The sequence below is a fragment of the Streptomyces sp. RKAG293 genome (assembly GCF_023701745.1).
Lineage (GTDB): Bacteria > Actinomycetota > Actinomycetes > Streptomycetales > Streptomycetaceae > Actinacidiphila.
This window is the reverse complement of record NZ_JAJOZB010000001.1, coordinates 1,684,955-1,705,250: the sequence shown is the minus strand read 5'-3', so window position 1 is coordinate 1,705,250 and position 20,296 is coordinate 1,684,955. Positions and strand designations below refer to the sequence as shown.

The 20,296-nt window shown below is 68.4% G+C and carries 20 protein-coding genes and 2 pseudogenes; 10 read left to right on the top strand and 12 right to left on the bottom strand.

The features are described from left to right. Positions 1 to 18: 18 nt before the first annotated feature. Positions 19 to 1,350 (top strand): aminotransferase class I/II-fold pyridoxal phosphate-dependent enzyme, encoded by a 1,332-nt coding sequence (locus tag LNW72_RS07435; protein ID WP_250974670.1) that lies wholly within the window; start codon positions 19 to 21, stop codon positions 1,348 to 1,350. Here LNW72_RS07435 and LNW72_RS07430 read toward each other — a convergent pair. After that, complete coding sequence (locus LNW72_RS07430) at positions 1,341 to 2,327, bottom strand: DMT family transporter (RefSeq protein ID WP_250974669.1); 987 nt, start codon at positions 2,325 to 2,327, stop codon at positions 1,341 to 1,343. The genes LNW72_RS07435 and LNW72_RS07430 overlap by 10 nt on opposite strands. Positions 2,328 to 2,400: 73 nt before the next feature. Between LNW72_RS07430 and LNW72_RS07425 the strand changes: the two genes are divergently transcribed. After that, entirely contained in the window at positions 2,401 to 3,318 is a 918-nt protein-coding gene (locus LNW72_RS07425; RefSeq protein WP_250974668.1) for a LysR family transcriptional regulator, read from the top strand. A gap of 10 nt (positions 3,319 to 3,328) precedes the next feature. Here the strand turns inward: LNW72_RS07425 and LNW72_RS07420 are convergent, their stop codons facing one another. Beyond that, positions 3,329 to 4,042, bottom strand: coding sequence for a class I SAM-dependent methyltransferase (locus LNW72_RS07420; RefSeq protein ID WP_250974667.1), 714 nt, complete (start codon positions 4,040 to 4,042; stop codon positions 3,329 to 3,331). A gap of 358 nt (positions 4,043 to 4,400) precedes the next feature. Next, a pseudogene (locus LNW72_RS07415) lies at positions 4,401 to 4,601 on the bottom strand (LLM class flavin-dependent oxidoreductase); the annotation flags it as partial. A gap of 236 nt (positions 4,602 to 4,837) precedes the next feature. Between LNW72_RS07415 and LNW72_RS07410 the strand changes: the two are divergent. Beyond that, positions 4,838 to 5,008, top strand: coding sequence for a hydrophobic protein (locus LNW72_RS07410; RefSeq protein WP_198359557.1), 171 nt, complete (start codon positions 4,838 to 4,840; stop codon positions 5,006 to 5,008). Between the two features lie 312 nt (positions 5,009 to 5,320). On the opposite strand, the gene LNW72_RS07405 is transcribed toward LNW72_RS07410, so the two are convergent. The 4 genes from LNW72_RS07405 to LNW72_RS07390 form a co-directional block, all read right to left on the bottom strand. Then, positions 5,321 to 6,127: an aminoglycoside phosphotransferase gene (locus LNW72_RS07405; RefSeq protein WP_250974666.1), complete on the bottom strand. Its 807-nt coding sequence runs from the start codon at positions 6,125 to 6,127 to the stop codon at positions 5,321 to 5,323. A gap of 81 nt (positions 6,128 to 6,208) precedes the next feature. Continuing rightward, complete coding sequence (locus LNW72_RS07400; protein ID WP_250974665.1) at positions 6,209 to 6,358, bottom strand: hypothetical protein; 150 nt, start codon at positions 6,356 to 6,358, stop codon at positions 6,209 to 6,211. A 5-nt stretch (positions 6,359 to 6,363) separates the two neighbouring features. Next, a complete protein-coding gene (locus LNW72_RS07395) occupies positions 6,364 to 7,473 on the bottom strand; it encodes a radical SAM protein (RefSeq protein WP_250974664.1) in 1,110 nt (369 codons plus the stop codon). A 458-nt stretch (positions 7,474 to 7,931) separates the two neighbouring features. Beyond that, entirely contained in the window at positions 7,932 to 8,408 is a 477-nt protein-coding gene (locus LNW72_RS07390) for an ATP-binding protein (protein WP_250974663.1), read from the bottom strand. A gap of 272 nt (positions 8,409 to 8,680) precedes the next feature. Between LNW72_RS07390 and LNW72_RS07385 the strand changes: the two genes are divergently transcribed. Both LNW72_RS07385 and LNW72_RS41140 read left to right on the top strand, forming a co-directional pair. Beyond that, positions 8,681 to 10,042 (top strand): transcriptional regulator, encoded by a 1,362-nt coding sequence (locus LNW72_RS07385; protein WP_250974662.1) that lies wholly within the window; start codon positions 8,681 to 8,683, stop codon positions 10,040 to 10,042. Continuing rightward, positions 10,039 to 10,161 (top strand): hypothetical protein, encoded by a 123-nt coding sequence (locus tag LNW72_RS41140; protein ID WP_285369396.1) that lies wholly within the window; start codon positions 10,039 to 10,041, stop codon positions 10,159 to 10,161. The genes LNW72_RS07385 and LNW72_RS41140 overlap by 4 nt, the downstream gene beginning before the upstream one ends. Positions 10,162 to 11,128: 967 nt before the next feature. Here LNW72_RS41140 and LNW72_RS07380 read toward each other — a convergent pair. Next, positions 11,129 to 11,896, bottom strand: a complete 768-nt coding sequence (locus LNW72_RS07380) for a TIGR02391 family protein (protein WP_250974661.1) — start codon at positions 11,894 to 11,896, stop codon at positions 11,129 to 11,131. 681 nt (positions 11,897 to 12,577) lie between these two features. On the opposite strand from LNW72_RS07380, the gene LNW72_RS07375 reads away from it, so the two are divergent. Continuing rightward, on the top strand, positions 12,578 to 12,862 hold the full coding sequence (locus LNW72_RS07375; protein ID WP_250974660.1) for a hypothetical protein: 285 nt from the start codon (positions 12,578 to 12,580) through the stop codon (positions 12,860 to 12,862). 78 nt (positions 12,863 to 12,940) lie between these two features. On the opposite strand, the gene LNW72_RS07370 is transcribed toward LNW72_RS07375, so the two are convergent. The 3 genes from LNW72_RS07370 to LNW72_RS07360 form a co-directional block, all read right to left on the bottom strand. Next, entirely contained in the window at positions 12,941 to 13,696 is a 756-nt protein-coding gene (locus tag LNW72_RS07370; protein WP_250974659.1) for a HEPN domain-containing protein, read from the bottom strand. Positions 13,697 to 13,885: 189 nt separating this feature from the next. Then, positions 13,886 to 14,977, bottom strand: a complete 1,092-nt coding sequence (locus tag LNW72_RS07365) for a DUF4041 domain-containing protein (protein ID WP_250974658.1) — start codon at positions 14,975 to 14,977, stop codon at positions 13,886 to 13,888. 284 nt (positions 14,978 to 15,261) lie between these two features. Beyond that, positions 15,262 to 16,512 (bottom strand): hypothetical protein, encoded by a 1,251-nt coding sequence (locus LNW72_RS07360; protein WP_250974657.1) that lies wholly within the window; start codon positions 16,510 to 16,512, stop codon positions 15,262 to 15,264. 343 nt (positions 16,513 to 16,855) lie between these two features. Here LNW72_RS07360 and LNW72_RS07355 point away from each other — a divergent pair, with 343 nt between their 5' ends. Then, entirely contained in the window at positions 16,856 to 17,749 is an 894-nt protein-coding gene (locus LNW72_RS07355; protein ID WP_250974656.1) for an LLM class flavin-dependent oxidoreductase, read from the top strand. A gap of 25 nt (positions 17,750 to 17,774) precedes the next feature. On the opposite strand, the pseudogene LNW72_RS07350 reads toward LNW72_RS07355, so the two are convergent. After that, positions 17,775 to 18,011 (bottom strand): annotated as a pseudogene (locus tag LNW72_RS07350) (LLM class flavin-dependent oxidoreductase); the annotation flags it as partial. A gap of 116 nt (positions 18,012 to 18,127) precedes the next feature. Here LNW72_RS07350 and LNW72_RS07345 point away from each other — a divergent pair. The 3 genes from LNW72_RS07345 (at position 18,128) to LNW72_RS07335 (ending at position 20,292) form a co-directional block, all read left to right on the top strand. Then, positions 18,128 to 19,138, top strand: a complete 1,011-nt coding sequence (locus LNW72_RS07345) for an NAD-dependent epimerase/dehydratase family protein (RefSeq protein WP_250974655.1) — start codon at positions 18,128 to 18,130, stop codon at positions 19,136 to 19,138. 90 nt (positions 19,139 to 19,228) lie between these two features. After that, a complete protein-coding gene (locus LNW72_RS07340; protein ID WP_250974654.1) occupies positions 19,229 to 19,498 on the top strand; it encodes a hypothetical protein in 270 nt (89 codons plus the stop codon). Further along, positions 19,444 to 20,292 carry a hypothetical protein gene (locus LNW72_RS07335; RefSeq protein WP_250974653.1) on the top strand — a complete coding sequence of 283 codons (849 nt, stop codon included), beginning with the start codon at positions 19,444 to 19,446 and terminating at the stop codon, positions 20,290 to 20,292. The genes LNW72_RS07340 and LNW72_RS07335 overlap by 55 nt, the downstream gene beginning before the upstream one ends. Positions 20,293 to 20,296 lie beyond the last annotated feature (4 nt).

Sequence of the window (20,296 nt, the reverse complement as noted above, 5' to 3'; positions counted from 1 at the left end):
TAGTGCATAATGAACTTTGTGCTAGGAGAGTATCGAATCACCGGCCGGGGCGCATCGGGTATCGCCGCCGACATCGAGCGGGCGGTGGGCGAGGGCGCGCTCAAGCCCGGCGCGGCGCTGCCGCCGCTGCGTGAACTGGCCCAGGAACTGGACGTGAACCCGAACACGGTGGCCGCCGCCTACCGGCTGCTGCGCGACCGCGGGGTGATCGAGACGGCCGGCCGGCGCGGCAGCCGGGTGCGCTCCCGGCCCGCCACCACCTCACGCGACCAGATCCGGATCGAGGTGCCGCCGGGGACGCGGGACATCTCCAACGGCAATCCGGACGTCTCGCTGCTGCCGCCGCTCGGCGCGGCGTTCGCGGCGGCGGTGGCCCGTAACGCCGAGAACCCGGCGCTCTACGGCGGACCGGCCGTCGACGCCGGGCTGAGCGCTCTCGCCCGCGCGGCCTTCGACCGGGACGGTGTGCCCGACGGCCCCATCGGACTCACCTCGGGCTCGCTCGACGCCATCGAACGCGTGCTGGCGGCTCATCTGCGCCCGGGTGACGCCGTGGCGGTCGAGGACCCGGGCTGGGGGAGTGTGCTGGACCTGGCGCCCGCCCTCGGGCTGCGCGCGGTGCCGGTCGGGGTCGACGACGACGGCCCGGTCGTCGCGGACGTGGCACGGGCGCTGCAGGCCGGCGTGCGCGCTCTCGTCGTCACCGACCGCGGCCAGAACCCGACCGGCGCGGCGATCTCGGCGGACCGCGCCCGGGAGCTGCGCGAGGTGCTCGCGCGTCATCCGGAGGTGCTGGTGGTCGACGACGACCATGTGCACGGACTGGTCGACCTGCCGCTGCACTGTCTGTCCGGCGTCACCACGCACTGGGTGCTGGTGCGCTCCACGGCCAAGGCGTACGGCCCGGATCTGCGCCTGGCCGTCTTCACGGGCGATCCGGTCACCGTCGACCGCGTTCAGGGGCGCTACCGGCTGGGCGCCGGCTGGGTCAGCCATCTGCTGCAGCGCGCCGTGGTGCACCTGTGGGAGTCAGGCGCGGTCGACCCGCCGGTGGTGGCGCGGTCGTACGGCCGGCGGCGCGACGCCCTGGTCCTGGCCCTCGCCGAACGCGGCATCGCGGCCCACGGACGCAGCGGCATGAACGTCTGGGTGCCGGTCTCCGACGAGACGGGCGCGGTGGCCGGCCTGCTGCAGGCCGGCTGGGCCACCGCCCCCGGCGCCCGCTTCCGCCTCGCGTCCGCGCCCGGCGTGCGGCTCACGGTCTCCGCCCTCGGCGACGGCGACATCGTGCCGCTCGCGGACGCGGTCGCCCGGGTGGTCCGGGCGTCGGGCGCGGGACGCTACGGCTGAGTCGCAGCGGCGGCCGGTCGGGAACGGCGGGGGCGCAGCTGGGTGAGGGCGGCGCCGGCCAGGACGACGGCCGCGCCGACCGGCTCGTTCCAGCCCAGCCGCTCGTGGAGCAGCAGTACGCCCGCGGCGGTCGCGACGACCGGGATGAGATAGGTGACCATCGCGCCGATCGTCGGACCCTTCTCGGCGACCAGCCCGTACTGGAGCAGGAACGCGATCCCGGTGCCGAGGGCGCCGAGCGCCACGACCGAGAGCACCGAAAGGATCGGGAACGAGGTCGGCACGGAGGTGAAGAACGGTGTGACCAGGGCGAGCTGGACGGTGCCGAGCAGCAGCTGACTGCTGGAGAGCGCCAGGTTGGAGTGGCCGGACCCCGCCAGGGTGCGGCGCACGTACGCCCAGCCGACCGCGTAACTGGCCGCGGCGATCAGGGCCATGGCGGTGCCCGCCGGGTCCTGGCCGGAGAAGCCCTGCCAGGCGCCGAGCACGGTCAGCACACCGACGAAGCCGAGGCCGACCCCCGCGAACCGCTGCCGCGTCGGCTTGTCCTCGGAGAGCGCGACGACCGAGACCACCATGCTCCACAGCGGGGTGGTGGCGTTGCAGATCCCCGCGAGCGTGGAGGGGATGGTCAGCTCGGAGTAGGCGAACAGCGAGAACGGCAGCGCGTTGAGCAGCAGTGCGGCGACCGTCAGATGCAGCCAGGTCCGCTTCCCGCGCGGCAGCCGGTCGCGCTTGACGAGCAGGGCGGCGACCAGCACGACCGTGCCGAAGACCATCCGGCCCAGCGTCACCTGCAGGGGTGCGAACGCCTCCGTGCCGACCTTGATGAACAGAAAGCTGAAGCCCCAGATGAGGCCCAGAACGGCGAACCGGATCCGCCAGTCCACCGCGCGGCGGACGCCCGGGGCCGCCTCCGGTATCGGAGCGGGCGCGGCGGTGGCGGAGGCGGGCCGAAGGCCGGCGGGGACGCTCATGCTCCTAAGATGACGGATTCGACTCCGTAGAACAAGCGAGTTTACGTACGATGGAACGCGTAGAATCACTTACATGTTGAACCTGGAGCGCCTCCGGATCCTGCATGCGATCGCCACCTACGGCTCGGTCAGCGCCGCCGCCGACGTCCTGCATGTGACGACCTCGGCCGTCTCTCAGCAGATGGGCAAGCTGGAGCGCGAGACCGGTCAGCAGATGCTGGCCAAGAACGGCCGCGGGGTCCGCCTCACCGACGCCGGCCGGCTGCTCTCCGGCCATGCGGAACGCATCCTCTCGCTGGTCGAACTGGCGCACTCCGATCTGGAGGCGCACCGGGGAGCGGCCGTCGGCGAAGTCGTCCTGGGGGCGTTCCCGACCGCCGCCCGCGGGCTGCTGCCGACGGCCCTGGCGGCCCTGCGCCGGGACCACCCCCAACTGCGGCCCCGGATGCAGGAGATGGAGCCGGCCGGTTCTGTGGCCCGGGTGGTGCGCGGCGACATGGACCTCGCCGTCGTCCTGGACTGGTACAACAGACCGCTGTCCCTGCCGCCCGGCCTCGCCAAGGCGCCGCTGCTGGACGACATCGCCGATGTCGCGATGCCGTCCGACCACCCCCTCGCCGGCCGGGCGCAGATCGAGCTGGAGGACTTCGCGGACGACGACTGGGTCTCCTGGCCGGACGGCGAGTTCTGCCACGACTGGCTCATGTTCACCCTGCGCGGCAAGGGGATCGAGCCGCGCCTGTCGCACTCCGCCGAGGAACACCACACCCAGCTCGCCCTGGTCGCGGCCGGACTCGGCGTCGCGGTCGCCCCCCGGCTCGGCCGCGGCCCGGTCCCCGACGGCGTGAGCGTCGTCCCCGTCCGCCACACCATGCACCGCCACGTCTACGCCGTCTGGCGCGAGGACGCCGACCGCAGACCGGCGATCCGTGCCGCGGTCGAGGCCCTGCAGTCATCGGCGGGCACCGCGCTCGCCGCGTCCGCGGTCTGACGCGCGACGTTCACACCACCGGCGGTGACCCGGGCTTGCGGGCCCGGACGGCCAGGACGGTCGGGGTCGGTGTGCCGCCCTCCGTGAACCGTTCGGGTACCAGGCCCGCGGCGAGGAAGGCGTGCATCAGGTCGGGCAGCGGGTAGTGCGTGGCGCCGACCTTGTCGCGCACCCCCGCGCTCGTCCAGGACGCCTTGGTCCAGTGGCCGTCGCGGTAGCCGGGACGGATCAGCACCGCGTCGGGGTCCGCGCGGTCGGCGAATCCGCCGCAGAAGCAGGGGTGGACGCCGACGTGCACCAGCACCCCGCCGGGACGCAGCACCCGGGCCGCCTCGCGCAGCACGGCCGGGTATCGGGGCATGTCGGTGTGGACCATCATCGAGATGACGGCGGGCACCGAACCGGCCGCTATCGGCAGCCGCTCGGCGTCGGCCCGTGCGATGGGGAGCCGGCCGCGCGCGTGCCGCAACATGCCGGCGGAGAGGTCCACGCCGACAGGGGTCCAGCCGAGCGCGCGGACCCGTTCGGCGTGGGTCCCGGTGCCGCAGCCGATCTCCAGACAGGTGCCGCTTCCCTCGCCCAGCAGTTCGCGGGTGGCGCGGTGGATGCCCAGCGGATCGCCGTCCGCGACCGGTTCGCCGGTTCCGGTCCCCGCCTGCCGCCCGCCGAGGAACTCCTCCTCGTACCAGTCGGCTATCTCGTCGTATGCCGCAGCCGGGGCCATGGGGAACCTCCGCGTGTCACGTACCTCCGGGACAGCGGCCGGTGGTCCGGCCGCTGTTGGGCCCGTACCTTCCCCGGAGGACCCACGGGTACCGCTCGTTCGCCAGGGGCTTAGCCCTGCCCGGCGTGCTCGGCCGGCTGTGCGCGCCGGTGGGGCGCGGCATGGATGACCCCGGCCAGGCCGGTGTGCGGGTGCACGTCTGCCGGACGGCCGGAACCGTGCGGGGAAGCACCGGGGTCAATCGTTGAGCGCACAACCAAGTGTGCGCACTGAGACGTCAGGTGCGCACGTGAATCGCCGTACTGGGCCGGGCCGGACACGACTGCGCCGGCCTCGCCGTCCGGATTGCCCCGCATTGCTACGGTGTGGCGAGCTGGACGAGCCCCTCGGTGGCGATGCGTTCGAAGAGCTTGGGGTCGGCGGCGAAGTCGGAGTCCGGGATCGGCCAGTGGATGACGATCTCGTCGATGCCCAGCTCCGCGTGGCGGCCCGCGAAGTCGGTGAAGGCGTCGAAGGAGTCCAGCGGGCGGTCCGGGGTGAAGCCGGTGAGCATGGTCTTGTGCGCCACCGGCCCTGACGGCAGCTCGCTCGCCGCCCTCAGCGCCGCGCTCGTCTGGCCCGCCCTCGCCATCGACCACCACCCGCCCCGCCGGGATCGATCAACCCCGCCGTCGACGCTGATGGAGCACCCGCGCAGCCGGGCCGGTCACCTCTCATCGGGATCTGACGGGTTCGAATTTCCGTACGCATGACCCGTGCACGACAGGGCATCCGCTGGTCAGGAGGTTGATAACCATGGGTCCACTGCTTTTGGTTCTACTGCTCGCACTGATTCTGTTCGGTGCCGGGTTCGCGCTCAAGATCCTCTGGTGGGTCGCGGTCGTGGTGCTGGTCGTCTGGCTGCTCGGCTTCGTCATGCGCGGCACCCACTCGTCGGGAAGTCGGGGTCGCTGGTACCGCTGGTAGCCACGACAGGCGCGTGAACACGGGAAGAGGCCCGGCGGACAATCCGCCGGGCCTCCGCCGTGCCCACCCCCGGATCGTCAGCTGTCGAGGGCGCCTCTCTACCCAAGGGTCAGCGCGGAATGGCATGGGTAGGGGATCGGTGTCCGGGGGCGGCGCGGGGCGCGTGACCCATGCACGCGAACCTCCAAGACACCCGCCCCGCCCCCGGACGCCTGTCAGCCGATCTACCTCTCTCGCGCAATTGCGTGGGCGCCAGAGTCCGCCCATACGCACTGCGGAGCGTACGAGGCCGCCCGCACTGTGTGAGTTGCCCTACCGAGAGCGGCTCCGCCAGTACGCCACCCAGTCCCACGACAGGAGCGCCATGTGCTTCTTCCACCCCTGGGGATCGTGTTGGGCGATCTCGTCCCACAGCTGGGCGTTCGCGGCGGAGAATGCGGCGACGGCATTGTGCGGAGCCTGCTGCCATGAGGGAAAGCGTCGTACCCACTCGTCGGCGTCCTGCGCGCTGTGACCGGCTTCCATGAGGCGCAGGATCAGGACGACGGGGTCGATCCAGGCAGCGCCGCGGGTGGGCCAGGCCCAGTCGATGATGTGGGCGCGTTCGGTGATCAGGATGTTGTGCGGGGCGAGGTCGGTGTGCAGCAGGGTTTGGCCAGCGAACAGCTCGGCTTCTCCCGTATCCGCGTAGCTGCCCCAGCGTTGCTCGGCGCGCTTGAGCTCCAGGTCTGGGCATCGCGAAGCCTGCAGCTCGGCGATGGCCTCGGCGACGAGCGGGAGGTCGTCGGAACCCGGGGCGTAGTCCGCGTGGCGACCGATGATGCGTTCGTAGCCGATGAGGTCCCAGCTGGCGACCTGCACGCGCCACAGCAACCGTGGGGAGGCGGGGGGAAGGTGGGGGTTGATCTCGGCTTCACGTTGCTGCGTGCGGGCCTGCGGATGCTCCGAGGGAACCCCCTTGATGAACAGGCTCGCGTCGGCAGTGGTCGCCAGGACGGCGATGCCGGAGTTTGCGCCGCCTGAAGCTGTCTCGGCGTACAGGACGGGCCCGGTGTGCTGCTCGACGGCGGCACGGGCGGCCGACGGTAGGTCTTCCCAGTGGATGCGGGTGACGGGCATAGCGGTTCCCGGGGTGTGAATGAGCGGGCCGACCGTCCCGACCCTATGGGGCCGGGACGGTCGGCTGTGGTGCGGCGCGGTTTAGTACGGGTTGTCGTCGCCTGCGTTGCAGGAGCACATGACGGTTTCGACGAGGGTGTCCAGGTCGCCGACGATCTCGACCTCGTCCTCGGCGAGCGGTCGCGCGGTGATGGTGATGGGTACGGGTGTGGCGGTGGACGTGGGTGCCATGGGGTCTACCTCTCTGAGTGTTGGCAGTAGGTGCGTTTTGGTGCCTTCGCCTCCTGGTAGAGCTTGGCGAGCGGTCGGCAGGTCCAGCAGGTGCCGGACAGCGAACAGCCGGAGCAGCCACCGGTGCGAAGCATGAGGGAATCGGCGATCTCGCCGAGTCGGCGCAGCCCCTCGACGCCTTCCTCGATCAGCCGGATATTGGGGTCTCGGCCGACCTTGCAGATCGAGGCGACGCCGAAGGGGTCGGCGTGGAAGAAGGTGTGGCCGGCGTTGCAGCCGCCGAAGGGTTTGCGCTGCCGCAGGAAGTCCGCGGCCTGGGTGGGGAGCGGCTCGCTGCCACCGGCGATGGTCGGCGACATGTTGGCGTACGTCTGGTGCGGGAAGCCGTACTGTTCGGCCAGTGCTTGCATGGCGCCCAGTTCGTGAGCGTTGTCGTCGGCCACGATGAGGTTGAGCTTGACGGGCAGTTCGGCCTCACGGGCGGCGGACAGTCCTCGGGTGAAGCGGTCGAAGGCTCCGCGGTTTCGGGTGAAGCCGTCGTAGGTGGCCGCGGTGGCGCCATAGACGCTGAGCGTGATCCGGTAGGGGCGGCGCTTGGTGAGCAGGTCGAGGATGGGCGGCTTGGACAGCTGCGAGCCGTTCGACGAGATGGAGATCATCATCCCGAGCGCATGGGCCCGGGTGTAGACCATCGGGAACAGCCGGTCGATCAGCGGCTCACCGCCGGTGATCTGCAGCCAGAGCACCCCGGCGTCACGCATGATCTCCAGTAGTTGCGCCTTGTGCTCCCAGTTCAGCCCCTCGAACTTCTTCTGACCGAGGTAGCAGTGCGGACAGTCGTAGTCGCAGCCCTTGTTGATCTCGTACGACGCACGCCCGTAGCCGTAGGGAGACGGGTTGCGGACGAGGAGCGTCTCGTCTGCTGGGAGGCCCCCGACCTCTGCGTTCCAGGTGCGGCGCGCAGCGTCAACCAGCCAGACGGGAGATTCGAGATGCTCGTCGAAGGCTCGCTTGAGCTCCAGGAACCTGGTGAGGGGGATCTTGATCCCGGAGGCGTGTCCGGGTCGGACGACTAAGTAGTCGTCCAGAAATGGGCTGACGATCAGATCGTGCATGCTGGCTCCTCGACTCGGTGAGACCTTCGCCGCCCTGCACCTCGATGGAGATCGGCTCGTTGGAACAGGGCTGGCTGAGGACGGGATCTACCTGCGGTGGCGTCCGGCAGCGGTCCGGAAGTTGAGCGGGCCGCCCACATACGTAGGGGGCTGGGGGGCGTCCTTGGTGGTGCCGTCTTTACGCATGGTGGCCAGGAGGACCCGCTGATCGAGCTCGTAGAGACAGGCGAGGCAGGCCCACATCGCGGCGTGACTCCCGCTCGACTGGACGGGGCCGAGCCATGTCACGTCGACGCGATCGCGCCCGCACCACAACCAGCAGCTGCCGTGGGGGAACCACGTATGGCGATCCCATAGGGCTTGCGCCGCCGCTTCGCCGGTCTCGGGGTCGAGGTCACGGCGGGCGGGCCGAAAAACAACGTCGGGGTCGGGAAGGGCTGCGCGTAAGGCCGGCGGCATCATGCGGGTGCTTCTCCTGGCTTCGTGGCGTGCCGTCTGTACAAGTGATCGGTGCGGGTCCTGCGCAACAGCACGCGTCCTGGGTGGACCCCCGGGATCTTGAATTCGGTCCACACGACCTTGCCGCTCGGCGCCCGGGGGACTACTCCCCAGCTGTCCGCGAGGTTGGCTATGAGGAGCAGCCCACGGCCGCTGACGTCGTCGGCGCTGGGGTGCCGTAACCGGGGTCGGCAGCGATTCATGTCGCCCACCTCGACGCGTAGGCAGTCGTCGTTCCTGGCCACCTTGACGATGAAGTGGCCACCCGCCGGAACGCCATGACGGATAGCGTTCGTCGCGAGTTCCGAGACACATAGCAGTACCGCGTCCGCATCGCCAGAAATGCCCCAGGCGGCGAGAGTCTGCTGCACGAATAGACGTGCCTCGGGCACGGCTCGTGGCGTGCGATGAAACCGCTGGATCACCGGCTCAGGCATGGAGCACCGCCGGCTGCCGGAAGCAGTGTCTGCGGTTTCGCCTATCCGAGAGATCGCTGCGCACTGGTCGAGGGCAAGCCATCGCGGTGGCCACAGAGGTGGTCGGTAACGCGCTACTGGCCGCAGCTAACCCCATCGCGGCAACTCCCCTACCTGCGTCCGTTGTTCGTCCCTCAAGGCAACATCGACGACGCGGCGAGGGGTACCGTCGGAGGGGGTGTCGAAGGGTGTCACTTCCATTACCGCGCGTGGCTGAGGGGTAAGGGCTCCACATGACGACGCAGAAGATGCCGAACACGGACCTTGCCGGGTGGCTGGATCGATCAGGCATCAGCCGCAAGGAGCTGGCGCGACGCGTCAAAACCGCAGCTCAGGCGTGCGGGCAGCCTCACATCACTCCGGATGCGACCACGGTGCGGCGGTGGTTGGACGGTGATCATCCGAGGCCGCCCGTCCCGGAGATCCTCGCCGACGTGTTCTCGGCCTGCGCCGGATACCGGGTCACAACATACGATCTCGGCTTCGGTGAGAGCGCTGCCGCGGAACGCTCCCTCGATTACAACTCCTCGTTCGCCACTACCGTGGAAGCCGTTGCCGACTTGGGGAGAGCAGACGTGGACCGTCGGAAGTTCTTGGCAGCGGCACCCTTTGCCGCAGTGGCAGCCGTCGGGCCGTCCCGCGACTGGCTGCTCAACACCCTTGACCAGCAGCCCGAACCCGGACCTCGCGTGCGGCTCGAAGACGTGACCGCCGTGAAGAACATGTTCGGCGAGTTCCAGAGGATGGACGTACTCCAGGGCGGCGGCTCCGGCCGGCTCATCCTCGCGAAGTACATGAACGCCCACGTCTTCCCGCTGCTACGCCGTACGTACACCGACGAGGTGCACAAGGCTCTGTGTGAGGCAGCCGCCGAGCAGACATACCTGCTGGGTTGGATGGCCTACGACTCGGGCGAACACGGGACCGCACAGAGGTATCTGATCCAGTCCCTCCGCCTGGCGGAGGAGTCGAAGAACGCCGCCCTGGGCGCGCACGTTCTCGCCGGTATGGCCGACCAGGCAACCCTGCTCGGCAACCCGACCGAAGGACGCCGACTCGCACAGACCGGCCGCGCGGGCCTGGGACGGAACACGTCGGCTGCCTGCCTCGCGGACCTGTGGGCTCTTGAGGCACGGGCACTCGCCAAGCTCGGGGAGAAGACCGAGGCAGCCCGAGCGGTCACGCAGTCCGAGGCGGCGTACTCCCGGGTGCGGCTGGCAGACGAACAGGAATGGGCCGCGTTCATCGACCCCGCGTACCTGCACGGAGAGCACGCCAACACCTTCCGCGACCTCGGGCAGGCGCAGACCGCCGAGGTGCACGCCCGCCAGTCCATCGACCACGCACGAAAGCAGCGGCGAGCGCGGCGCGGCGCCATGTCACAAGCCGCTCTGGCCGTCTCCCACTTGCAACGACGAGATCTGGAATCGGCACACGCCGCCGGCATCCGAACGCTCTCCCTGTCCCGCCAGGTCAAGAGCTCGCGCTGTGTCGAAGCCGTACAGGACCTGCAGCGACGCATGGAGCCCTTCGGGAACCACCGCCTCATCGCAGACTTCAACGAGCGAGCCCGCGACCTGATGACCGCGGCATGATCACCCAGCTGATCCGGCGCGCCCTGCCCACGCTCACCCTCGCCGTCGTCCTGCCACTGCTCGCCACCACCGCCCCGTCGAAAGCTGGCACTCCTGCAGGGGAAGCCGGTCACCGGTAACGCCGATCTGCCTCGTGGGGGCGGCGGCTACTGCGGGGACATCAGGGTCACGCTCCAATGCCAGGTTCCCTCACTACCGTCAGACGTACCCGGTCCGGCGCCAGCGCTGAACGTCGGACCGTCAACCTCCACCCCAGGATCCGCCCGCGGCACGGTGAGCGTGACGTTGAAGGCAGGATGGTGTTGTCCGCTGACATCGGTGTACGCGTCGTACGCATAGGTGATGCGGTAGCCGTGGGGCACACGGTCCTCGTTGAGCACTACCGCTGCGAAGTGCAGTCCGTCCGGTGTTTGCATGGGGGCCCTGACGTCTGCGTGGGGGTCGTCGCTTGGTTCGATTGCCGTCGGCGAATCCGACGGGGTGAGTGATGAGGCGTCCAAGGTCGGAGTTGCGTCCAGGTCGGGCGGGGAGGCAAGGGCTGCAGCAGGATCGCCTCGGGGCAGGTCTTGCTCTGCATTCGCATTGCCCTCGTCGGGCTCCAGGTTCCGGACCGTCGAGGTAGAGACGGCGCAGGTCAGCGGGGTTGGCGCTGGGCCACCGGCAATTCCCAAGCTGGAGAATGCATGGGTTCCCGGCCGGACGTAGTACAAGCCCCTGCCAGACTGATACTCAGATAGGCGACCACCCCCGCTACAGGTCAGATCGATCAGGTAGGCACGCATCTGCGCACTGCGGTTGTCGACCGTCAGCGCGCAGCGACCGACGGATAGTTCCAGAACGGGATCTGGTGTTCCCTGCGCGCATGGTCCGACACTCGTGACGGCCGACGCGTCTATGCTCCTCGATGTGGATGTTGTGCAGGCCGAGGTCACTATCGAGACGACGACGGCAACCAGAAGGGGTACGGAACGGCGCATGGGGTGGCAGACTCCAACACTTCGTGGGGAGAAGCAGATCCGTGGGATATCTTGCCGTTCGCGCGCAGGCCGCCGCACCGCGATCGTTCCGCACCGTGATGGTCTTGGGTCACGGCCGATGAATCTGGTTTCTATCCCCCGAGGCGTTCCGGCGCCGCTTGGCCCGCTCGACTTGGCGCAGTAGCAAGTCGGCGAATTGGGTGATCTCGGCAGCCTCGATCGGATCATCGAAGTCCACGGTGCGGTGGCTGGCGGGGTTCTTATAGGCGCCCATAGCTCCGGCGAACAGCGCGGAAGCGGCCTCCTGCTCGCCGGGTTCTGCTTCGGCGTCGGCGAGTGGGCCGCCCGGCTTGCCGTTCTGGTGGGGCTGGAAGGCAGCGCGCATCAGCTTCACGCCGACCAGGGAGTTGTCCAGGCCGGAGGCATTTCGAACTGCAACCTCAACCGCTTTCATCGCGGCGAAGCTGGCGGTTTCGTAGTCGCCGAGGCTGAAGTTGGTGCGCACGGTATTTTCCAGGTCTGGGTGCAGCGCGCCGGACAGGCGCTCTCGTGCCTCGAACCTGGTGATTCCCTGCGAGCTTTCCAGCAACTCCGCTCCCAGAAGGGACACGCGGCGGAACGCTTCGGACTGTGACCAGTCCCGGGCTATGAGGGCGCGCGACTCCAGCCAGGCCCAGGCATCGGCCAATCCATCCAGGAGTTCGTCCGTGTCCGGTTCGTGCTGAAATGCTTGCTGTGCTGTGCTGACGACTACGGCGAACTGTACGTGCCGGCCCTGGGTGCTGCCGAGGTGCTGCAGGAGGAGCAGCGCGACATCCCGCGGAGGCAGTTGCCGGATCTGCTCGGCCGGCATTGGGGCTTTGTACGAGAAGGTCATGCGCACACGCTACGGACTGTCTGCAACGGCCACGCACGCTTTCCCGCGCATGCGGGCTGCCCGTACGGTCGCCTCGTCCCGGCGCTCGCGCGATGTCTTCGTTGCCAGATCGCAGGTGGGATCCCCCGCCGCTCGGAACGCCCTACAGGGCGCAGCGCTGATCTTCCTCTCAGGCGATCCGCTGGGCGGCACGGCATGGTCGACGAACGGGTCGACGGCGGCCAGGATTAGGCGCTGGAGCTCGGCCGCCTCCAGGGCTTCGACCTCCCACTGCACGGGGCGGCCGACGTCGAAGCCGTAGCGGCGTGCGAAGGCCGGCCACTGGGTTCGCTGCGCTTGCCCTTGGTCGCGGGGAGCTTGTACTCGTGGACCACCTGTTTGTAGGCGAGCAGCACCCGTCGTCCGACTCCAGCAGGCCGTGTGCGCCACCAAGTCGCGTCCTATGTTCTCGCCCGAGCAGTCGAAATCGCCGACCAGTGTCCGGGGCTCCGCCAGCGTGTGGTTGGAGTTCTCGCAGCTCAGAAGCAGTCAAAGTGACCATAATTTGTGCAACACCTGTAGTGCACGAGGTGCTCGGGACTTCGCTCGACCGAGGGAGCACTGGCGGAAATCTCCGCGAGATAGACCAGTCTCGCGGAGATTGCGAGATGCTGGGGTCACATCACGCCCAAGGAGGCAACCATGGCCAGCAGGCGCGTTCTCAAGCTCACCTTCGAGTTCCACGTCCCGGAAGGACTGAAGGCCAACGTCCGCAGCGCCCGCGTCGACAGCGCGACCGACGAAATGATCGGCGCCATCAAGGGCATGACCCCCCAAGTCTTTCCCTGGGCGAAGGACCTCGTCGTCCACCGGGAATGGGCTTACCGCTGGCTGGAGATGGAGCCGCAGAGCCACACATTCCCCGCGACCGACAAGAACACCGCTCCGCCGGAGGCCGAGGCCGACGAGGATGTCGTTGCCGGCTGACAGCGAATGCCGTGTGGCCACCCAGGATGCCCGGTGGCCACACGTACCGTCGCGGGGCGTTTGAAATCTCCGCAGTGCTCAGATCGTGGTCAGTTGATCCAAGGCGTCGATGATCGCCGCGATGATAGCCAAGTCGCCTTCGACGTCGGCAACAGCAATCGAAGCCCGACCTCGCCCACTTCGATCACCGGTATGTGCGATGAGATTGCGCCGCTCGACGATCCGGTCCAGCTCTACGGTCGAGACGCCATTCCCAACCTTGCGGATCTTGTCGATGCCGGGGAAGAGCTTGCTCTTGCCCACCAGTGAGAAGAGCGTTCCAATCTGCGCCGGCGCGGGACTCGCCCGCTGCCTCACTTCAAGCTCGACGACCTGCCGAAGACCCCAGGCGGTCTTCGTGTATCTCTTCTGGATCGTCAGATATTCCTCGACCGTGAGCGACAGTTCCAGCAGTCGGCTCGGCCGCGGGTCCTGCTTTATCGCCGCCGGGTACAGTTCCATGACGCGATCGGCGCAGAAGGTCTCGATTGCCGCACATGCCGCAACCAGGGACTGCCGGAGCAACGGTCGGAGGTTCGGCTCCTCAAGACGCTCGCGCCACTCAGCGTGCCCTGGCTTGAAGGTGACGAACACGCGCTCATTTTCAAGGCACTCAAGATCGTCCCACTGCTTCTGGGGGAGAGTCAGCGCTGCCCCCAGGCGCTCCCTCTTCTCTCGGCGCATGCTTCGGACCCGTTGGTTGCTCAGCAGCTTGGCCAGCTCCACCAGCATCTCGGCGTCGTGCATGTTCAGGTCGAAGGCCGCTCGTGCCGTCATCTTCGGTGGTGCGCCCATGGAATCTCCGTCCCGAACGGTGGGCTTGTCGATGCATTCTCCTGTACCGGGAGTGACCCCGCAGGCGGGAACCATGACTCGGCCCACACCTTCTACTGGCCAACCAACGGGCTCACCCGAGTCCGTTGGGACGACGGGCCTCGACCGCCGAATAGCCAGGGGCTGCGATGCCCCGGCTACTCGGCATCGCTAGCTCTGCTGTGGCCAGCGGCTGCGGCTCTGGAAGTACTCGAGAGCCGCAGGTTCCTCCGTGAACTCGAGCAGGCCGCCTGCTTTGTCTGCCAAAGTCGCTCGGACCTCGGACGGTGTGGCGAAGAAGAATTCGCGTCGCTCATTGACGAAGTTGACGCGGCGATCGGCGAAAGCCTTATGGAGTTCGGACTCCAGTGTCACGGCGTCATCGGAGAAGAACATGGCGTGGACGTCGTACCGAAAGGGCACTGAAGCGTCGCCAAGTTCGCGGACTCGGTCCATCGGCTCGAGACGGCGGGTCATGCCGATCTTGACGATGTTCGGACCGAAGGCGCCAATGTTGGAGATGACGTACACGTAACCAGCACGGATGTGGGCGATCCGGTAGTCGTTGGCTGCGATGGCCTTTTCAATGTCGGAGAGGCGACGGGACAGTTCGGTGACAGCGGTGTCGTCGCCATTGGCGCGGAGGGATTCCAGGACGCTGATGTAGTGCGCTCGCTCTTTCTCGAGTCGCTCTTTCTCGGCGGCCAATTCCTGCTCGGCCTGACGCTGTTCACGAAGAAGCTGGCGCGCCTGGCGGGCGTGTTCGCGCTCTTCCTGCACCATCATCTGGAAGTCAGCGGTCAGCTCGAGCTCAGCGACTCGCAGAGCATGATAATCGGGGTTGATCCGCATCTCCATGATCGTCCCGAGCCTCTCGATCGCGGTGACCGCCGACTCAAGTCGCTTCTGCGCAGTGCGCGTGTTCCCTGACCTCAAAGAGCGCACGCAGTTGTCCGCCTCGGCGTTGTAGGCCCGCAGCATCAGCTTGGCCAGATCGCCGACAAGCTTCCTTCCTCGGGCTAGAGATCCGTCGAAGGTGAACATGTCGGCGGCGAGGATCGCGCGCCCGTTCTTGATGACGTCGTCGATCTGGCCTTCGAGGTTGCGGAGCCGGTCCTTGTAAGCCGCTGCGTTCTCTAGAGGATGGTGGTAGCGGTAGATGCCGACGTCCTGCAAGGCGCGTTGGTCGCTGACATCGATCACGTCCGCAGCACTTTGCGTCGTGGCGAGGGCGGCTTCGAGATCGGCAATGCGGGCCAACATGGGCGCGGGGTCGATTTCGGAGAACGGTTGTGGAGTCTGGGGGCTGGCAGATATCTGGTCTGGCCCGGTTCCCTGTGACCCTGGCGCCGGGTCCGTGGGAGTCTCTGTGGTTGACGCGGGGGCGGACTCGTCGACGGCGTTGCCCGACTCGGAATCGTCGACGGGGACGAAGAGGCGCCAGCCAGGTGGTGGGGTCGGCCAGGCCGGGTCGGGCTTCCATCCCGCCGGGGGAGTCCAGCCCTCAGGTGGTGTGGGCCAACCTGGCGGTGAGTTGAACCTCATAGTCACTGCCCTCGCACGCGGATGCCGCGACTGGTGTCGGCCGGCACCAGGTCGAACGGCGCCTTCGACAGCGCGGCACCGAGATGCTGCAACGTCGCCTGCGGGACAACTCTGGCCAGATCGAACCCGTTGAAGGTCTCGCGGTCTGCGGCGACGACGACAAGAGGAACGGTTGCCGGTCGGCCAGTGCCGGGGTCGATTGTGTTGACACCGACCGTCAGTGCGATCGAGTGGATTTTGCCGGCGCGGTCGGCCTCGAAGACTTCGTGCAGACTGCGAACTGCGACCTGCCAGACCGCGTTCGCATACCGGTCCTTCTTTTCACGAATGGGCAGGTCGGTTGAGGTGATCTCGTCCCTCGCCTTCACGTATCGGTACCCCTTCACCGAGGGTACGGTTGAGGGATCAGGAACGCTGACTGCAAGCGTGAGTTCGCGGGAGCCGAGATTAAAAGCATGGTCATGCTCGACCGGGAAGACCTCGGGGTAGAGTGAGTTGGACAGGACGATGCTGACGTAGTCCTGGATGGCGGATTCAACATCGAAGGCAAGGTCGTTGATGAGCTTGGTGAGCTCGGCGTTATGAGATGACGCCTCGAGCTCACGCTTTTTGCATTCCTGCTCGTATTTCTCCTCGGCGGCAGACAGTTCCGCCACTCGCTTGGCTTCCATCTTCTCGCGCCGGGCAAGTTCTGTGACGTAGATTTTGTGGAGAGCATGCCTGACGCGCTCCCACTCGCTATGCGCGTTCTCGAAGGCGACCCTAGCTGCCTCGACAGCCTGCTGGTGCCTCTTCTTGCCACCGAGCACGGCTGAGAGTCCGCTGGGTGCAGTCGGCTCCTGATACACGGGCTCAGGGGTGTGCTTCGGCTCGATGGCCGCGGGCGAAGGGAGGGCCAAGCCACCAGGCTCGAACGGAGGGTGCTTAACCTTTGAGATCTTCAATGATTCGAGATCGACATAGTCATCTATGTCCAGGGTCCACGCGAGCAGACCGTCGATATCGGCAAGATCGCGGGCCAGATCGGTGTTCAGGGACTCAACCTCGGCGAGCCTGGACTCCAGCTGGAGCCGCGCGACCTCACGCTCGGCGGCCTTTTTGTCGGCAGCAGAGGCTCTTGCCGCCGTCGCCTGCGCGCGCTCGTATGACTTCTTGGCTCGTTCGGTTTCGCGCTGCGCTGCAAGATGAGCACGATGGGCGGCCGCATCCTGCTGTCGCCGGCGCTTTTCCGCCTGCTGCGTCTGGTAGTTCAACTCCGCGATGAAACCGCGACGTCTGCCCATAGCATCCCCCAAGACCCGGTGCCGCGGATCATTCCCTGTGCACCCACCGTAGCGATGATCACTGCCGCTGGAGAGTTAACCCAGAATTGGCGGTAGAGGTTGCCGTAGGTCTCGCGCAGGTAGCCAGCCAAGCGCGGTCGGTCCTGGGGGCCCGGCCTTGGGTCGGTGACCGGCCTTGTGCCGGCCCCCGGGTCGCCGCGGAAGGCGGCCTTGCCGATTCGCTACCCCGCCGCTGGGAAGGACGTCTGATGCCGCCGACCTGGCACGCGTCTCCGACCAGGTTGTTTAGGCGTGTTCCCCGTAGGCTCGGAGCATGCGACTCAGCACTGTGATCCTTCCCGTGTACCGCTGGCAGCAGGGCCAGGAGGTGTGGCGGCGCGCCGAAGACCTTGGCTTCCACACCGCGTATACCTACGACCATCTGTCCTGGCGGACCTTCCGCGACGGGCCGTGGTTCGGCGCAGTGCCCACGCTGGCCGCCGCTGCGGCTGCCACGACGCGCCTTCGGTTGGGGACCCTCGTAACGTCTCCTAATTTCCGGCATCCCGTGACGCTGGCGAAGGACCTGATCACGCTGGACGACGTGAGCGGTGGGCGGATCACGCTGGGGATCGGGGCCGGGGGGTCGGGGTTCGACGCCACGGCGCTGGGGCAGGAGGCGTGGACGCCGAGGGAGCGGGCCGACCGGTTCGCGGAGTTCGTGCTGCTGCTGGACAAGCTGCTGAGTGAGGACGTCGTCAGCTTCGAGGGCGCGTTCTACTCGGCGCACGAGGTGCGGAACATCCCCGGATGCGTGCAGCGCCCCCGGCTGCCGTTCGCTGTGGCCGCCACCGGGCCGCGGGGGCTGAAGCTGGCCGCACGCCACGGCCAGGCGTGGGTGACGACCGGCGACCCGAAGCTGTTCGAGACCGGCACCCCCGAGCAGTCACTGGAGGCCATCAAGGGTCAGCTCGACAAGCTCGGCGCGGCCTGCGAGGCGATCGGCCGGGACGTCGGCGAGCTGGAGAAGATCATGCTCACCGGCTTCACCCCCGACCCGCGCGGCCCGCTGGAGTCCGTGGACTCGTTCGTCGACTTCGCGGGCAAGCACCGCGAGGCGGGGATCACCGAGCTCGTGTTGCACTGGCCGATCCCGGAGACCGACTTCGCTGCCGACCTCAAGACCTTCGAGCAGATCGCCACCGAGGGCCTGAAGCAGCTCGTCTGAGACGGATGTTGCCTGGTCAGGCTGCGATAGGTGAAGAAGGCTTGACTGACGTGACGAGCGTGCCGAGCCGCAGTCGCTCGGTGGCCGTCGCGGCCGCGGTGAGGGTGGGTACCGCGCCGAACCACGGGCCGTCCCGGAAGGTCCGCCAGGACAGGTGGTCGTAGGTGTAGGCGGTGTCGAAGCCGAGATCCTCGGCCCGCCGCCACACCTCCCGGCCCTCGGTCCAGCGGTACACGGGAAGGATCACAGTGCTCAGTCGCATACCCCGACCTTACGACGCCGCAGGCCGGGCCCGCACAGCCGCATTCCGCCGTGGGCGATTCCGCTGTGAGCATGGAACGGTTACCGCCGGGCCGGTGCGGGGGCAGGGTGATCCGTATGAGGATTCTGCTGCTGGGTGGGACGGAGTTCGTCGGGCGCGCGGTCGCCGACGAGGCGCTGGGACGGGGCTGGGAGGTGACGGCGTTCCACCGGGGGCGCCATGCGGCGCCGCCGGGGGTGGCCACGCTGCTGGGCGACCGGACCGCGGAGGGCGGTCTGGCGGCGCTGGACCGGGGTGAGTGGGACATCGTCGTCGACACCTGGTCCGGCGCGCCGTCGGCGGTGCGCGACGCGGGCCGGCTGCTCGCCGGCCGGGTCACGTCCTACGCGTATGTGTCCAGCCGGTCGGTGTACGCGTACCCGCCGCCCGCCGGCCTCACCGAGGACGGCCCGCTCGTGGACGCGTCCCCCGACGACGACGGTGAAGTGGAGTACGCCCAGGCCAAGCGGGGCGGGGAACTGGCGGCGCTGGCGGCCTTCGGGGAGCGGGCGCTGCTGCTCAGGGCGGGGCTGATACTCGGGCCGGGCGAGAACATCGGACGGCTGCCGTGGTGGCTGGGACGGATCGCCCGCGGAGGCGGCGTGCTGGCGCCCGGCCCGCGGGAGCTGAGGCTGCAGTACATCGACGCGCGGGACCTCGCGGCCTGGACGCTGGACGCGGCCGTGAAGGGGCTCGGTGGCCCGTACAACCTGGTGAGCCCGCCGGGGCACACCACGATGGGCGAGCTCCTGGAGACCTGCGTGCGGGTCACCGGCTCGGACGCCGAACTGCGCTGGACCGACCCGGAGACCATCCTCGCGGCCGGGATCGAGCCGTGGACGGAGCTCCCGGTCTGGCTGCCACCGGGCGAGGTCCACGACGCGATGCACGGCGCGGACGTCTCGAAGGCGCTCGCCGCGGGACTGCGCTGCCGCCCCGTCGCGGAGACGGTGGCCGACACCTGGACCTGGCTCCAGACCCTGGGCGGCACCGCACCGCAGCGGCCGGACCGGCCCACGCTCGGACTGGACCCGGAGAAGGAGGCGAAGGTCTTGCGCGGGGAGAACCCGAACGCGGGCGGGGCGTAGGCAACTTCCGCACCCGACTCGGCAGACCGCGCGCGACGGCTCCCGTACCTTCCTCCTACGGCGTGGGAACGTACGAAAGGAACCGCGAGGATGTCCGGATCGCGAATTACCTTCCTCCAGGGGCAGGCCGACCAGCCGAACGCGCTGGAGCGGGTGGTCGCGCATGTGCGCGGGCAGTTCGAGGGGGCGGGCCTCGAGCGGCTGCGCGCCGCCGAGCGCCCGCTCTTCGCGGGGATCGGCGCGTCGTACGCGGCGCTGGGGGTGGCGGTCGATCTGCTGCGTGCCCGGGGGTGGTCACCCAGCGGGTGCTCTCCAGCGAGATCGATCGGGGCACCGCCGGGTTCGACGTCGATGTACTGATCGGGGTGTCGCAGGGCGGCCGCAGTTCGGAGACCCTCGCGGCCTTCAAGGAGGCCAACGACGTACCGCGCGTCGCCCTGCTGAACGTCACGCCGTCCCCGCTGGGCGAGCTCGCGGAGATGACGGTCGACCTCGGCAACGAGCCCGACTCGTACGCCTCGACGATCGGATTCACCGGAGCGGTCGTCGCCCTGGACCTGATCGCCGGGGCGATGACGGGCCGGATCGGCGCGGACGATCCCTGGCAGGGCATCGCGGCGCTGGCGGCGGCCGTCCGTCATGACGCGGCGGAGGTGATCGACCCGCTGCGGGCCCGCGCCGCGCGCCGGGTGGCCGCCGACGTCGTCGCGTCGGGTGCTTCACGGGCCGCCGCGGAGGAGGGGGCGCTGCTGCTGCGTGAGGTCGTCCGGATGCCGGCCACCGCCTCCGTCACCAGGAACTATCTGCACGGCGAGATGGAGTCCGCGGGCCGGACCCTGCACATCGTCTTCGGGGACGGCCGCGAGGTCGCCCTGGCCCGCTCCCTCTCGGACGCCGGGCACCTCACGCTGCTCGTCACCACCCGGCCGGTCGGCGGCGGCGCCGACCTCGGCGTGGTGCGGCTGCCCGACGTGCCGCCGAGTGTCCGCGTGGTGCTGGAGACCGTCGTCATGCAGGAGCTGGTGGCGGCGCTCAGCGACGAACGGAACATCTCCATCGAGTCGTTCGTCTTCGCGAACGACGACACGAAGCAGGGTGGCGTGGACCCGGCGGACTTCGCGATCGCCCCGCCCGCTCCGACGGCGCTCGACTGAACGT

Excerpts from the sequence above, each read along its gene's own strand:
- LNW72_RS07340 (WP_250974654.1), top strand. The coding sequence starts at position 19,229 with ATGTCCGGATCGCGAATTACCTTCCTCCAGGGGCAGGCCGACCAGCCG.
- LNW72_RS07430 (WP_250974669.1), bottom strand. The coding sequence starts at position 2,327 with ATGAGCGTCCCCGCCGGCCTTCGGCCCGCCTCCGCCACCGCCGCGCCC.
- LNW72_RS07355 (WP_250974656.1), top strand. The coding sequence starts at position 16,856 with ATGCGACTCAGCACTGTGATCCTTCCCGTGTACCGCTGGCAGCAGGGC.
- LNW72_RS07390 (WP_250974663.1), bottom strand. The coding sequence starts at position 8,408 with ATGCCTGAGCCGGTGATCCAGCGGTTTCATCGCACGCCACGAGCCGTG.
- LNW72_RS07420 (WP_250974667.1), bottom strand. The coding sequence starts at position 4,042 with ATGGCCCCGGCTGCGGCATACGACGAGATAGCCGACTGGTACGAGGAG.
- LNW72_RS07425 (WP_250974668.1), top strand. The coding sequence starts at position 2,401 with ATGTTGAACCTGGAGCGCCTCCGGATCCTGCATGCGATCGCCACCTAC.
- LNW72_RS07395 (WP_250974664.1), bottom strand. The coding sequence starts at position 7,473 with ATGCACGATCTGATCGTCAGCCCATTTCTGGACGACTACTTAGTCGTC.
- LNW72_RS07410 (WP_198359557.1), top strand. The coding sequence starts at position 4,838 with ATGGGTCCACTGCTTTTGGTTCTACTGCTCGCACTGATTCTGTTCGGT.
- LNW72_RS07345 (WP_250974655.1), top strand. The coding sequence starts at position 18,128 with ATGAGGATTCTGCTGCTGGGTGGGACGGAGTTCGTCGGGCGCGCGGTC.
- LNW72_RS07365 (WP_250974658.1), bottom strand. The coding sequence starts at position 14,977 with ATGTTGGCCCGCATTGCCGATCTCGAAGCCGCCCTCGCCACGACGCAA.
- LNW72_RS07370 (WP_250974659.1), bottom strand. The coding sequence starts at position 13,696 with ATGGGCGCACCACCGAAGATGACGGCACGAGCGGCCTTCGACCTGAAC.
- LNW72_RS41140 (WP_285369396.1), top strand. The coding sequence starts at position 10,039 with ATGATCACCCAGCTGATCCGGCGCGCCCTGCCCACGCTCACCCTCGCC.
- LNW72_RS07385 (WP_250974662.1), top strand. The coding sequence starts at position 8,681 with ATGACGACGCAGAAGATGCCGAACACGGACCTTGCCGGGTGGCTGGAT.
- LNW72_RS07400 (WP_250974665.1), bottom strand. The coding sequence starts at position 6,358 with ATGGCACCCACGTCCACCGCCACACCCGTACCCATCACCATCACCGCG.
- LNW72_RS07405 (WP_250974666.1), bottom strand. The coding sequence starts at position 6,127 with ATGCCCGTCACCCGCATCCACTGGGAAGACCTACCGTCGGCCGCCCGT.
- LNW72_RS07375 (WP_250974660.1), top strand. The coding sequence starts at position 12,578 with ATGGCCAGCAGGCGCGTTCTCAAGCTCACCTTCGAGTTCCACGTCCCG.
- LNW72_RS07380 (WP_250974661.1), bottom strand. The coding sequence starts at position 11,896 with ATGACCTTCTCGTACAAAGCCCCAATGCCGGCCGAGCAGATCCGGCAA.